We start from the raw sequence: 13,236 nt of genomic DNA on the forward strand, positions 1-13,236 counted from the left end.
CGTGACAAAACGGTTTGAACTCTTCATCTGGCTAGGTGTTTTAAGAAGATGGGCAGATGCCCATTTTTTTTTTGTTGAACCGTTTTAACAGGCTTGTTTATGCCCAATATAAACAGGTCTTAAACTGGAGAATTTCTTGCAGCTGCCGGAATTAATTGAAAAGACCGTCGCCGGTCTGGGCTATGAGCTGGTTGATGTCGAACGGGCCGAGCGCGGACTGCTGCGCGTGTTTATCGATTTCAGCGCCGAAGATGCTGAGGAAAAAGGTCCCATCACCGTGGAGGATTGCGCCACGGTCAGCCACCAGCTGTCGCACGTGCTGACGGTCGAGAACGTTCCTTACGAGCGCCTCGAGATCTCGTCGCCGGGCCTGGACCGGCCGTTGCGCAAGCTGTCGGATTATGTCCGTTTTGCCGGTTGCGAGGCAGTCATCAAGCTGCGCGCGGCCATGCCGGGTACGAACAACCGGAAATCGTTCACCGGGGTCCTGCTGGAACCGGAGGGCGAGAAATTGTCGTTGGAATTTGAAAGCAATGAAGGTCCGGCGCAGTTGGAATTTACGCTCGCCGATGTGGATAAGGCACGCTTGGTGCCGCAGGTGGATTTTAAGGGACGCAAAGCATGAGTCGCGAAGTTTTGTTATTGGTAGACGCGCTGGCGCGTGAAAAGAACGTCGATAAGGATGTGGTTTTCGGCGCACTGGAATTCGCGTTGGCGCAGGCCACGAAGAAACGCTATGAGGGTGAGGTAGACATCCGCGTTTCGATCGACCGCGAGTCGGGTGAGTTCGAATCCTTCCGCCGCTGGCACGTGGTGCCGGACGAGGCGGGCCTGCAGCTGCCGGACCAGGAAATCCTGCACTTCGAGGCGAAGGAACAGATCGCCGACATCGAAGTGGACGACTACATCGAAGAGCCGATCGAATCGGTGGAATTCGGCCGCCGCTTCGCGCAGGACACCAAGCAGGTGGTGCTGCAGCGCGTGCGCGACGCCGAGCGCGAACAGATCCTGGCAGACTTCCTGGAGCGCGGCGACTCGCTGGTCACCGGCACCATCAAGCGCATGGAGCGCGGCGATGCTATCGTCGAGTCCGGCAAGATCGAGGCGCGCCTGCCGCGCGACCAGATGATCCCGAAGGAGAATCTGCGCATCGGCGACCGCGTGCGCGCCTACATCCTGCGCGTGGACCGCAATATGCGCGGCCCGCAGGTGATCCTGTCGCGCACCGCGCCGGAATTCATCATGAAGCTGTTCGAGCTGGAAGTGCCGGAAATCGAGCAGGGCATGCTGGAGATTAAATCGGCCGCCCGCGACGCCGGCGTGCGCGCCAAGATCGCGGTGTACACCGCCGACAAGCGCATCGACCCGATCGGCACCTGCGTCGGCATGCGCGGTTCGCGCGTGCAGGCCGTGACCGGCGAGCTGGGCGGCGAGCGCGTGGACATCGTGCTGTGGTCGGAGGATCCGGCCCAGTTCGTGATCGGCGCGCTGGCGCCGGCCAACGTGTCGTCGATCGTGGTGGACGAGGAGAAGCACGCCATGGACGTGGTGGTGGACGAGGAAAACCTGGCGATCGCCATCGGCCGCTCGGGCCAGAACGTGCGCCTGGCTTCCGACCTGACCGGCTGGAAGATCAACATCATGACGGCCGAGGAATCGGCCGACAAGGCCGCCCAGGAAACCGCCGCGATCCGCGCGCTGTTCATGGAAAAACTGGACGTCGACCAGGAAGTGGCCGACATCCTGGTGGAGGAGGGCTTTGCCAGCCTCGAGGAAATCGCCTACGTGCCGATCTCGGAAATGCTGGAGATCGACTCGTTCGACGAAGATACCGTCAACGAACTGCGCACCCGCGCCCGTGACGCCCTGGTCACCGAAGCCATCGCTTCGGAGGAAGGCCTGGAAGGCATGGACGAGGCGCTGGTCGGTCTGGAAGGCATGGACCGCATCACCGCCGGCAAGCTGGGCCTGGCTGGTATCAAAACGGTAGAAGCGTTTGCCGGCCTGGCTTACGACGAATTCGGCGCCATCCTGGCGTTGTCGTCGGACCGCGCACGCGCACTGATTACGAGTGAATTTGAAGATGTGACCGACGATGAGATGAAGTTGGTTGACGCGAAGTACGACGACCGTGCCAAGGCGCTGCAAGCCAAGGCCTGGAGTCTGACTGAATCCGCAAAGGCTTAATTTGAGTATCTTTATCATCTCCGCGACACATAGAAAAGAGGACTGAATGGCGAGTAACAACGTAGCCCAATTTGCCACCGAACTGAAGATGCCTGCAGACTTGCTGCTGACGCAGCTGCGTTCTGCCGGCGTCGAGAAAGTGTCGGCGTCAGATCCATTGTCGAAAGAGGATAAGGATAAGCTGCTCGATCACCTGCGCCGCACCCACGGCGCCGGTGCCGAGGAGAAGAAGAAAATTACGCTGACGCGCAAGGAAACCACCGAGATCAAGCAGGCCGACGCCAACGGCAAGGCCCGCACCATCCAGGTCGCTGTCAAGAAAACCCGCACCTTCGTGCAGCGCGACGAGCCGCTGACCACCACTGCGGCCGCCCCGGCCGCGCCGGTGATCGACGCGGCCGAAGTCGCTCGCCGCGAAGAAGAGGCACGCAAGCAGGCCGAGCTGATCGCACGTCAGGAAGCGGAACTGCGCGAGAAGCAGGAGCGTCTGGCCAAGCTGGAGGCGGACAAGGCCGCCCAGGCCAAGGCCACCGCCGAAGCCGAAGCCGCCGCCCAGCGCGAAGCCGAGGAAGAGGCGAAGAAAGCCGCCGCCGCCAAGGCCGCCGCCGCCGCCGCGCCGGCCGCCGCGCCAGCCGTGGACAACGCCGCGGAAGAGGCGAAGAAAAAAGCCGCCGCCGAGGAAGCCAAGAAGAAGGCCGCCGCCGCCGCCAAGGAAGCCGCTGAACAAGCCGCCGCCACCGAGCGCGCACGCCAGGCCGTGGCCGACGAAGTGGCGCAGATCAAGGCCATGATGAACGCGCCACGCCGCGCCATCAAGGCGCCCGAGCCGGCGCCGGCGCCAGCCAAGCCGAAGGTGGCCGAAGGCACGCTGCACAAGCCTGCCACCGCCGCCAACGCGGCCAAGCCGGGCGACAAGAAAGAGGACAAGAAGCCAGCCGCGGGCGGCGCCGACAAGAAGTCGATCAAATCGGCCAATGTCTCGTCGACCTGGCAGGACGACGCCAAGAAGCGCGGCGCGCCGGGCGGCAGCAAGGGCCGTGGCGGCAACGCCGGCGCCGGCGCCAGCACGGGCCGCGACAGCTGGCGCGGTGGCAAGGGTGGCCGCCGCCATCATCAGTCGGAAGAACGCGAGACCAACTTCCAGGCGCCGACCGAAGCCATCGTCAAGGACGTGCACGTTCCTGAAACCATCACCGTGGCCGAACTGGCGCACAAGATGTCGGTCAAGGCATCCGAGGTCATCAAGCAGCTGATGAAGCTGGGCCAGATGTGCACCATCAACCAGGTGCTGGACCAGGAAACCGCCATGATCGTGGTGGAGGAAATGGGCCACAAGGCGCACGCCGCCGAGGTGGACGATCCGGAAGCGATCCTGGCCGACCAGGGCGAGCACGCGCACTTCGAGTCGCTGCCGCGCGCCCCGGTGGTCACCGTCATGGGCCACGTCGACCACGGCAAGACCTCGCTGCTGGACTACATCCGCCGCGCCAAGGTGGCCTCGGGCGAAGCCGGCGGCATTACCCAGCACATCGGCGCCTACCACGTGGAAACCCCGCGCGGCATCATCACCTTCCTGGACACGCCGGGTCACGAGGCCTTCACGGCGATGCGTGCCCGCGGTGCGAAAGCCACCGACATCGTGATCCTGGTGGTGGCGGCCGACGACGGCGTGATGCCGCAGACCAAGGAAGCGATCGCCCACGCGAAAGCGGCCGGCGTGCCGCTGGTGGTGGCGATCAACAAGATCGACAAACCGGGCGGCAACGTCGACCGCGTGACGCAGGAACTGGTGGCCGAGAGCGTGGTGCCGGAAGAATACGGTGGCGAATCGCCGTTCGTGCCGGTGTCGGCCAAGACCGGCGAGGGCATCGACAACCTGCTGGAGCAAGTGCTGTTGCAGGCCGAGGTGCTGGAGCTGAAGGCGCCGGTGGATTCGCCGGCGCGCGGCCTGGTGGTCGAGGGTCGCCTGGACAAGGGCAAGGGCCCGGTCGCGACCGTGCTGGTGCAGTCCGGCACGCTGAAGCGCGGCGATGTGATCCTGGCCGGTTCCTCGTATGGCCGCGTGCGCGCCATGCTGGACGAGAACGGCAAGCCGATCAACGAAGCCGGTCCATCGATCCCGGTCGAGATCCAGGGCCTGACCGAGGTGCCGCAAGCCGGCGAGGAAGTCATGGTCATGGCCGACGAGCGCAAGGCGCGCGAGATTGGCCTGTTCCGTCAAGGTAAGTTCCGCGACGTGAAACTGGCCAAGCAGCAAGCCGCGAAGCTGGAAAACATGTTCGACCAGATGGCCGAGGGCGAGGTGAAGAACCTGCCGCTGATCATCAAGACCGACGTGCAGGGTTCGCAGGAGGCGCTGGTCGGTTCGCTGCAGAAGCTGTCGACCTCGGAAGTGCGGGTGCAGGTCGTGCACGCGGCGGTCGGCGGCATCACCGAGTCGGACGTCAACCTGGCAGTCGCCTCGAAGGCCGTCATCATTGGCTTCAACGCCCGTGCCGACGCCCAGGCGCGCAAGCTGGCCGAGTCGAACGGCGTGGATATTCGTTACTACAACATCATCTACGACGCGATCGAAGAGGTGAAGGCTGCGCTGTCCGGCATGCTGGCGCCGGAGAAGCGCGAGACCGTCACCGGCCAGCTGGAAGTGCGCCAGGTCATCCTGGTGTCCAAGGTCGGCGCGATCGCCGGCTGCCTGGTCACCGATGGCGTGGTCAAGCGTACCTCGTCGGTCCGCCTGCTGCGCAACAACATCGTGGTCTGGACGGGCGAGATCGACTCGCTCAAACGCTTCAAGGACGACGCGAAGGAAGTGCGCGCCGGTCTGGAGTGCGGCCTGTCGCTGAAGAACTACAACGACATCCAGGTGGGTGACTCGCTGGAAGTGTTCGAGGTGCAGGAAATCGCGCGTACCCTGTAATTTCGGGTTAGCACAGCAGTATCTGGTAAAGTGGACGGGCCCTCCCGTCCACTTGCCGTTTATGGAATCATCATGGCAAAACATAGCAAAAACATCCCACAGCGCGGTCAGCGCGTGGCCGATCAGATCCAGAAGGACTTGTCCGAGCTGATCGCCTTTGAATTGAAAGACCCGCGCGTCGGCATGATCACGCTGGCGGAAGTGCAGCTGACGCCGGACTACGCGCACGCGAAAATCTACTTCACCATGCTGAAGGACGATGCGGAGACCGTGAAGAACACGTTGGCCGGCCTGAACGCCGCGTCCGGCTACCTGCGCAACCAGCTGGGCAAGCGCCTGCACATCCACACGCTGCCGCAGCTGCATTTCGTGCACGACACCTCGGCCGCGCGCGGCATGGCGATGTCGGCGCTGATCGATCAGGCCAACAGCACCCGCTCGCTGGACGACGGCGCGGAGTAAGCACGCGTTCTATGGGCCCCGGTGTGCGCCGGGGCGACGTCGTCCCGGCGCACGCCGGGACCCATGCTGAAGTGAATATGAAGCAAACTCATCCAAAAAAAGTCCGCGACCTGGTGGACGGCGTGCTGCTGCTCGACAAACCGGTCGGCCTGTCCAGCAATGACGCCCTGATCAAGGCCAAGCGCGTGCTGAACGCCAAGAAGGCCGGCCACACCGGCACGCTGGACCCGTTCGCCACCGGTCTGCTGCCGCTGTGCTTTGGCGAGGCCACCAAGTTCTCGCAGGACTTGCTGGAAGCCGACAAGACCTACGACACCACCGTCCACCTCGGCCAGACCACCGACACCGGCGACACCGAAGGCCAGGTGCTGGAAACGCGCGAGGTCAACGTCACGCTGGAACAGATCCACGCCGTGCTGGCGCGGTTCCGCGGCCCGATCAAGCAAGTGCCGCCGATGTATTCCGCGCTCAAGCGCGACGGCAAGCCGCTGTACGAATACGCGCGCGAAGGCATCACGCTGGAGCGCGAGGCGCGCGATGTGATCATCCACAAGCTGGAGCTGACCGCCTACGAGGCGCCGTTCCTGAAATTGTCGGTCACCTGCAGCAAGGGCACCTACATCCGCGTGCTGGGCGAGGACATCGGCAAGGCGCTCGGTTGCGGCGCCCACCTGAACGCGCTGCGCCGCACGCAGGTGGGCGAGCTGACCACCGACCGCATGATCACGCTGGACGAACTGGCCGCGCACGCGGCGCCGCTGTCGCTGCTGTCGCCGGTCGACGCGCTGCTGTCCAGCTTCCCGGCGGTCCAGCTGAATGCCGAGCTGGCCAAGCGCTTCCTCAACGGCCAGCGCCTGCCGCTGGGCAAGGAACCGTCGATTGCCGTGCCGGCGGAGCAGGGCAGGGTGAGCGTCTACCTGGACGACAAGTTGCTGGGCACCGCCATCCTGGGCGAATACAGCATTCTGGCGCCCGAACGATTAATCGCATTTACGCCGCAATAAAGCGCTAGAGTTGCATCGCAACATGCTATACTAGAGGGCTTCGTGTACCTCGAAGGTACCCACTCGCAGTTTTTCCGCAAATATACAACCATGTCTAATACTAAACGCGCAATTCGCAATATTGCAATCATCGCCCACGTTGACCACGGTAAAACCACCCTGGTTGACCAACTGCTGCGCCAGTCCGGCACCTTCCGCGAAAACCAGGCGGTCGATACCCGCGTGATGGACTCGAACGACCTCGAAAAAGAGCGCGGCATTACCATTCTGTCGAAGAATTGCGCGGTTGAGTACGAAGGCACCCACATCAACATCGTCGACACCCCGGGCCACGCCGACTTCGGCGGCGAAGTGGAGCGTGTGCTGTCGATGGTGGACTCGGTTCTGCTGTTGGTGGACGCGCAGGAAGGTCCTATGCCACAGACCCGTTTCGTGACCCGCAAGGCGCTGGCCCTGGGCCTGAAGCCTATCGTGGTGGTCAACAAGATCGACCGTCCGGGCGCGCGCGCCGACTGGGCGATCAACCAGACCTTCGAACTGTTCGACAAGCTGGGCGCGACCGACGAGCAGCTGGACTTCCCTATCGTGTACGCATCGGGCCTGAACGGCTACGCCGGCATGGACGAGTCCGTCCGCGGCGGCGACATGAAGCCACTGTTCGACGCCATCCTGAAGTACGTGCCGGTGCGTGACGACAATCCGGACGGCCCGCTGCAGATGCAGATCACCTCGCTGGACTACTCGTCCTACGTGGGCAAGATCGGTATCGGCCGCGTGAACCGTGGCCGCGTCAAGCCAGGCATGGACGTGGTGTTCCTGAACGGCCCCGACGACACCCCGACCAAGGGCCGCATCAACCAGGTGCTGAACTTCAAGGGCCTGGAGCGCGTGCTGGTGGACGAAGCCGTCGCCGGCGACATCATCCTGATCAACGGTATCGAGGAAATCGGCATCGGTTCGACCGTGTGCGCACCGGACGTGCCGGAAGCGCTGCCGATGCTGACCGTCGACGAACCGACCCTGACCATGAACTTCATGGTCAACACCTCGCCGCTGGCCGGCCGCGAAGGCAAGTTCGTGACCTCGCGCCAGCTGCGCGACCGTCTGGAAAAAGAACTGAAATCGAACGTGGCGCTGCGCGTGCTGCCGACCGACGACGACACCGTGTTCGAAGTATCGGGCCGCGGCGAGCTGCACCTGACCATCCTGCTGGAAAACATGCGTCGTGAAGGCTTCGAGCTGGCCGTGTCGCGTCCGCGCGTGGTGTTCAAGATGGTGGACGGCGTGCGTCACGAGCCGTACGAGATGCTGTCGGTGGACGTGGAAGAAGCCAACCAGGGCGGCGTCATGGAAGAACTGGGCCGTCGTCGCGGCGACCTGCAGAACATGGAATCGGACGGCAAGGGCCGTGTGCGTCTGGAATACCGCATCCCTGCGCGTGGCCTGATCGGCTTCCAGGGCGAGTTCATGACCCTGACCCGTGGCACCGGCCTGATGTCGCACGTGTTTGACGCCTACGCGCCGGTCGACACCACCAAGGGCGAACTGGCCGGCCGCCGCAACGGCGTGCTGATCTCGCAAGACGACGGCGCGGCGGTTGCGTACGCGCTGTGGAAGCTGCAGGATCGCGGCCGCATGTTCGTCGAGCACAACACCCCGGTGTACGAGGGCATGATCATCGGTATCCACTCGCGCGACAACGACCTGGTCGTGAACCCGATCAAGGGCAAGCAGCTGACCAACGTGCGCGCCTCGGGCACCGACGAAGCGGTGCGCCTGGTGCCGCCGATCCAGATGTCGCTGGAATACGCGGTGGAGTTCATCGAGGACGACGAGCTGGTGGAAATCACCCCGAAATCGATCCGTCTGCGCAAGCGCTACCTGAAAGAGCACGAGCGCAAGAAGGCCTCGCGCGAAGGCGCGTAAGCCCCGCCCGCCAGTGCAGAAAAAGCCGCCGCAAGGCGGCTTTTTTCATTTGCCTTTTCCTTGTCGCTGGGGTACTTTTGTGCGTGGCAGCATCAACGCATCGGAGGCTCACGTGAATTGGCTCGTTAATCCCTTCAACCTTGCCCAGCAGGCAACCGACTACTGGATCGACGCCACCCAGCGCTCCATCCTGTTCATGGACGTGCTGCGCGAACGCGGCAACGAGCGCAACCACCGCGCCGAACAGACCGCGCCCCACGTCCTGACTTTCCAGTTCGAAGTGGTGATGGATGGCCGTCACCTCGAACGTCCCGTCAACTACGGCCTGCTGCACATCCTGCAGCCGGACGGCATCACCCCCGATCCCACCAAGCGTCCCTTCATCGTGTTCGATCCGCGCGCCGGCCATGGTCCCGGCATCGGCGGCATGAAGCATGACAGCGAGATCGGCGTGGTGCTCAAGGCCGGGCATCCGTGCTACTTCGTCGGCTTCCTGCCGCACCCCGTGCCGGGCCAGACCATCGAGGACGTGTGCCGCGCCGAGGCGCAGTTCATCGCCAAGGTGGCGGCGCTGCATCCGGAGGCGGACGGCAAGCCGGCGCTGATCGGCAACTGCCAGGCCGGCTGGCAAATCATGATGACCAGCGCGCTGAATCCCGACCTGGTCGGGCCGCTGGTGCTGGCCGGCGCGCCGCTGTCGTACTGGGCCGGCGTGCGTGGCAAGAACCCCCTGCGCTACCTGGGCGGCATCCTCGGCGGCACCTGGATGACGGCGCTGGCGGGCGACCTCGGCAATGGCATCTTCGATGGCGCGCAGCTGGTCGCCAACTTCGAGAAGATGAACCCGTCCAACACCTTCTGGAGCAAGAACTACAACGTCTACTCCAAAATCGATACCGAGGCGCAGCGCTTCCTGGAGTTCGAAAAATGGTGGGGCAATCCGGTGCTGCTGAACGCCGGCGAGATGCAGTACATCGCCGACTCGCTGTTCGTCGGCAACCGCCTGAGCGACGCCGCGCTGCTGGACAGCGCCGGCCACCGCATCGACCTGCGCAACATCAAGTCGCCGATCGTGGTGTTCTGCTCGTGGGGCGACGACATCACGCCGCCGCAGCAGGCGCTGGGCTGGGTGCTCGATCTGTACGAGGACGACGCGGCGCTGGTGGCCGGCGGCCAGACCATCATTTATTCCATGCACCAGAGCATAGGCCACCTGGGCATTTTCGTCTCGGCCTCGGTGGCCAACAAGGAGCACGAGGAATTCACGGCGGCGATGGACATGATCGACATCATGCCGCCCGGCCTGTACGAGGCGGTGTTCCTCGACAAGGATGAGGAGATGCTGCAGGCCGAGATCGCCGCCGGCGACCTGGCGGCCGGCGATTACGTGATGCGCTTCGAGCGCCGCAACCTGGACGCGCTGCGCGCGCTGGGCGGCAACGACGTCGAGGATGAACGCCGCTTCGCCACCGTGGCGCGGGTGTCGGAAATCAACAAGGGCCTGTACCAGACCTTCGTCAGCCCGATCGTGAAAACCATGGTGACCGAGGCCAGCGCCGAGCGCCTGCGCGAGGCGCATCCGCTGCGCATGCGCTACACGGCGTTCTCCAGCAAGAATCCGCTGCTGAACCAGATCCCGGCGCTGGCCGAGAAGGTGCGCGCCGAGCGCCGTCCGGTGGGCCGGGACAATGTGTTCTGGCAGATGCAGGAGGCGTGGTCCAAGCAGATCGTCGAGGCGCTGGACCGCTACCGCGACGCGCGCGACCAGGCCACCGAGAACCTCTTCCTCGGCGTGTACGGCTCGCCGCTGCTGCAGGCGCTGGTGGGCCTGAGCACGGATGGCGGCAAGCCGCGCCGTATCGGCCGCGACATCGCGCGCGAGGCGGCCACCAACGCGCAACGCGCGGCGCTGGCGCTGCGCACCAAGGAGGGCGGCGTGACCGAGGGCATCATCCGCGCCCTGCTGTACATCTTCCGCAGTCCGGAAATGAGCGCGGCCGACGAGCGCGCCTTCGCCGCCATCCGCCAACTGCATTTGCGCACCTCGGACGACAAGGTGATGAACGTGACCTTGCTGAAGAAGATATTGCGCGAGCAGTACCTGATGCTGCAGGTGAACGAGGAGGCGGCGCTGAACGACTTGCCGCTGCTGCTGCCGGAAGCGCCGGAGGCGCGTCAGGAAGCGCTGGGCATCGTGCGCCAGGTGGCCGGCGCCACCGGCACGCTGGCCGGCGACGCCGCCGCGCGCCTGGAACGCATCGCCACCATCTTCGGCCCGGCCTCGCCCAAGCTGGCGGTGGTGCGCAAGAAGAAGGGCGATACCGCCGCTTAATTCAGCGGCTTGCGCATGAAGACGCTGTGCGGATCGTCCGGGTAGTCGCCGTACGGTCCGCAGCGTTCGAAACCGTGGCGTGCGTACAGGGCCAGTGCTTCCGGATTGGCCGGGCCGGTCTCCAGCACCAGTTCCGGGCAGCCGGCGCCGCGCGCCGTATGTTCCAGCAAATCCATCAATTGGCGCGCCGTGCCGGCGCCGCGCGCGGCCGGGCGCACGTACATGCGCTTGATCTCGCCATATTCTCCGGTCAGCACCACGGCGCCGCAGCCGATGGCCGCGCCCCGGGCGTCGCGCGCCACCGCGAAGCGGATATTCGGTTGCAACAGCGTCTTCACGTCCAGCGCGTAGACGGATTCCGCCGGGTAAAGATCCAGCAGATAGGTGTCCAGTTCGGCGATCAGGGCGTGGACCTCGGGTTGGTCCGGCGTTTCAAAGGCGATGGGCATGATATGTCATTTTGTTGGATGGTAAATCCAGTATAATGGATTTCATGGACATCAATCAACTCATTGCCAGCCGCGTGCTGGCCCTGCGCAACGCGCGCGGCTTGTCGCTGGCGGCGCTGGCCGAGCGCAGCGGCGTCAGCCGTTCCAATATTTCCCTGATCGAGCGCGGCGAGAGCAGCGCCACCGCCACCGTGCTGGACAAGCTGGCCGGCGCGCTGGGCGTGACGCTGGCCACGCTGTTCGCCGCCGAAGAGGCGGCGCCGTCGCCGCTCAGCACGCGCGCGCAGCAGCCGGTGTGGACCGATCCGGCCTCCGGCTACACGCGGCGCCAGCTGTCGCCGGGCGTGCGTTCGCCGCTGCAACTGGTGGAGGTGGTGTTTCCGCCGGGGCGGCGGGTGTCGTACGAGCAATCGCCGCACAGCGCCGACATCTACCAGCAGGTGTGGCTGCTGGAGGGGGCCATCCACGTCACGGCCGGCGAACAGCAATGGCAGCTGCAAGCCGGCGACTGCGTGGCCTTCCGCGAGGGCCAGCACATCGCCTATGAAAACCCCGGCGCCACGCCGGCGCGCTACCTGGTCGGGCTGGTGACCCTGCCTTTTGCGTTATAATGTCGACCCCTTTCTACACATAGTCACCATGACCACCATCACGCCGCCGACCGCCGACCAAGCCGCTGTAGTGCCAAGCCGCCGCCTGTCCGTCGCGCCGATGATGGACTGGACCGACCGCCACTGCCGCGTGTTCCATCGTCATATCAGCAAGCACACCTGGCTGTACACGGAGATGGTGACCACCGGCGCGCTGGTGTATGGCGACGTGGAGCGCCACCTGCGCTTCAACGAGGAAGAGCACCCGGTGGCGCTGCAGCTGGGCGGCAGCGATCCGGCCGACCTGGCCACCGGCGCCAGGCTGGGCGAGAAGTGGGGCTATGACGAGATCAACCTCAACTGTGGTTGCCCGTCCGAGCGCGTGCAGAAGGGCGCGTTCGGCGCCTGCCTGATGGCCGAGCCGCAACTGGTGGCCGACTGCGTGAAAGCCATGCGCGACGCCGTCTCGATCGACGTCACCGTCAAGCACCGCATCGGCATCGACGATGTGCAAAGCTATGACTTCGTGCGCGACTTCGTCGGCAAGGTGGCCGAGGCCGGCTGCACGACCTTCATCGTGCATGCGCGCAACGCCATCCTGAAGGGCCTGTCGCCCAAGGAGAACCGCGAGATCCCGCCGCTCAAGTACGAGTACGCCTACCAACTCAAGCGCGACTTCCCTGACTTCGAAATCATCATCAACGGCGGCATCAAGACCGAAGCCGAGATCGATGAGCACCTGAAACACCTGGACGGCGTGATGCTGGGCCGCGAGGCTTATCACAACCCGTTCATGATGGCCAACTTCGACCAGCGCTACTACGGCGACAGCGGCGTGCCCAAGACGCGCGAACAGGTGCTGGAAGCCATGATTCCCTACATTCAGGCGCAGCTGGCCCAGTACGGTGCGCTGGGCCTGAAGCTCAATTCCATCACCCGCCACATGCTGGGCATCATGACCGGCCTGCCCGGCGCCCGCGCCTTCCGCCAGACCCTGTCGGATTCCAAAAAGCTCGCCACCGGCGACGCCCATCTGTTGCTCGAGGCCGCGGCGCGTCTACGTATTACTGCGTAGAACTTCCTCTTTTTTGCAAACAATCCACGGGACTGTCGGGATTTCCCTACAGAAAGTTCGTTTGCGTATTTTTGAGGCAGTAATTGCTTGCTTTGAGGCAAAATTTGCATCTATAATTCCTGAATATACACACATATCCACCGTCTTTCGTGGTGTATCGCGGACCAAAAAACTACATGCTGGCTGCTGGTGGAGCTGCAAATTTTGCATTCGCAGTCATTGTTTGCTACTGTCATGGCTTATTACTTAGCAGCAAGGGTTTTGTTTGGATGGCATTTCCACAAGACGCGTCAT

The 13,236-nt window shown here is 64.0% G+C and carries 10 protein-coding genes; 9 read left to right on the forward strand and 1 reads right to left on the reverse strand.

From position 1 onward, the window contains the following. Positions 1-136 precede the first annotated feature (136 nt). The 7 genes from rimP (at position 137) to FHW83_RS11185 (ending at position 10,828) form a co-directional block, all read left to right on the forward strand. A complete protein-coding gene (gene rimP / locus FHW83_RS11155; protein ID WP_176646425.1) occupies positions 137-625 on the forward strand; it encodes a ribosome maturation factor RimP in 489 nt (162 codons plus the stop codon). Next, positions 622-2,187: a transcription termination factor NusA gene (gene nusA, locus FHW83_RS11160; RefSeq protein ID WP_176646426.1), complete on the forward strand. Its 1,566-nt coding sequence runs from the start codon at positions 622-624 to the stop codon at positions 2,185-2,187. Before rimP ends, nusA begins: the two co-directional genes overlap by 4 nt. A gap of 46 nt (positions 2,188-2,233) precedes the next feature. Further along, positions 2,234-5,104, forward strand: a complete 2,871-nt coding sequence (gene infB, locus FHW83_RS11165) for a translation initiation factor IF-2 (protein ID WP_176646427.1) — start codon at positions 2,234-2,236, stop codon at positions 5,102-5,104. A gap of 72 nt (positions 5,105-5,176) precedes the next feature. Continuing rightward, positions 5,177-5,566, forward strand: a complete 390-nt coding sequence (gene rbfA, locus FHW83_RS11170) for a 30S ribosome-binding factor RbfA (RefSeq protein ID WP_176646428.1) — start codon at positions 5,177-5,179, stop codon at positions 5,564-5,566. Between the two features lie 77 nt (positions 5,567-5,643). Then, on the forward strand, positions 5,644-6,570 hold the full coding sequence (gene truB, locus FHW83_RS11175; protein WP_176646429.1) for a tRNA pseudouridine(55) synthase TruB: 927 nt from the start codon (positions 5,644-5,646) through the stop codon (positions 6,568-6,570). A gap of 90 nt (positions 6,571-6,660) precedes the next feature. Then, positions 6,661-8,496: a translational GTPase TypA gene (gene typA / locus FHW83_RS11180; protein ID WP_176646430.1), complete on the forward strand. Its 1,836-nt coding sequence runs from the start codon at positions 6,661-6,663 to the stop codon at positions 8,494-8,496. Between the two features lie 112 nt (positions 8,497-8,608). Then, the gene (locus tag FHW83_RS11185; protein WP_176646431.1) at positions 8,609-10,828 is read left to right on the forward strand and encodes a DUF3141 domain-containing protein; all 2,220 of its coding nucleotides are present in this window, start codon (positions 8,609-8,611) and stop codon (positions 10,826-10,828) included. On the opposite strand, the gene FHW83_RS11190 is transcribed toward FHW83_RS11185, so the two are convergent. Then, positions 10,825-11,277: a GNAT family N-acetyltransferase gene (locus tag FHW83_RS11190; protein WP_176646432.1), complete on the reverse strand. Its 453-nt coding sequence runs from the start codon at positions 11,275-11,277 to the stop codon at positions 10,825-10,827. The two genes, FHW83_RS11185 and FHW83_RS11190, sit on opposite strands and share 4 nt — an antisense overlap. 44 nt (positions 11,278-11,321) lie before the next feature. Here FHW83_RS11190 and FHW83_RS11195 point away from each other — a divergent pair, with 44 nt between their 5' ends. Together FHW83_RS11195 and dusA are read left to right on the forward strand one after the other, a co-directional pair. After that, positions 11,322-11,888 carry a helix-turn-helix domain-containing protein gene (locus FHW83_RS11195; protein WP_176646433.1) on the forward strand — a complete coding sequence of 189 codons (567 nt, stop codon included), beginning with the start codon at positions 11,322-11,324 and terminating at the stop codon, positions 11,886-11,888. 28 nt (positions 11,889-11,916) lie between these two features. After that, positions 11,917-12,942, forward strand: coding sequence for a tRNA dihydrouridine(20/20a) synthase DusA (gene dusA / locus FHW83_RS11200; protein ID WP_176646434.1), 1,026 nt, complete (start codon positions 11,917-11,919; stop codon positions 12,940-12,942). Positions 12,943-13,236: the final 294 nt, after the last annotated feature.

This window comes from Duganella sp. SG902, from assembly GCF_013376005.1.
GTDB lineage: Bacteria > Pseudomonadota > Gammaproteobacteria > Burkholderiales > Burkholderiaceae_D > Rugamonas.

Excerpts from the sequence above, each read along its gene's own strand:
- nusA (WP_176646426.1), top strand. The coding sequence starts at position 622 with ATGAGTCGCGAAGTTTTGTTATTGGTAGACGCGCTGGCGCGTGAAAAG.
- infB (WP_176646427.1), top strand. The coding sequence starts at position 2,234 with ATGGCGAGTAACAACGTAGCCCAATTTGCCACCGAACTGAAGATGCCT.
- rbfA (WP_176646428.1), top strand. The coding sequence starts at position 5,177 with ATGGCAAAACATAGCAAAAACATCCCACAGCGCGGTCAGCGCGTGGCC.
- truB (WP_176646429.1), top strand. The coding sequence starts at position 5,644 with ATGAAGCAAACTCATCCAAAAAAAGTCCGCGACCTGGTGGACGGCGTG.
- typA (WP_176646430.1), top strand. The coding sequence starts at position 6,661 with ATGTCTAATACTAAACGCGCAATTCGCAATATTGCAATCATCGCCCAC.
- FHW83_RS11190 (WP_176646432.1), bottom strand. The coding sequence starts at position 11,277 with ATGCCCATCGCCTTTGAAACGCCGGACCAACCCGAGGTCCACGCCCTG.
- FHW83_RS11195 (WP_176646433.1), top strand. The coding sequence starts at position 11,322 with ATGGACATCAATCAACTCATTGCCAGCCGCGTGCTGGCCCTGCGCAAC.
- dusA (WP_176646434.1), top strand. The coding sequence starts at position 11,917 with ATGACCACCATCACGCCGCCGACCGCCGACCAAGCCGCTGTAGTGCCA.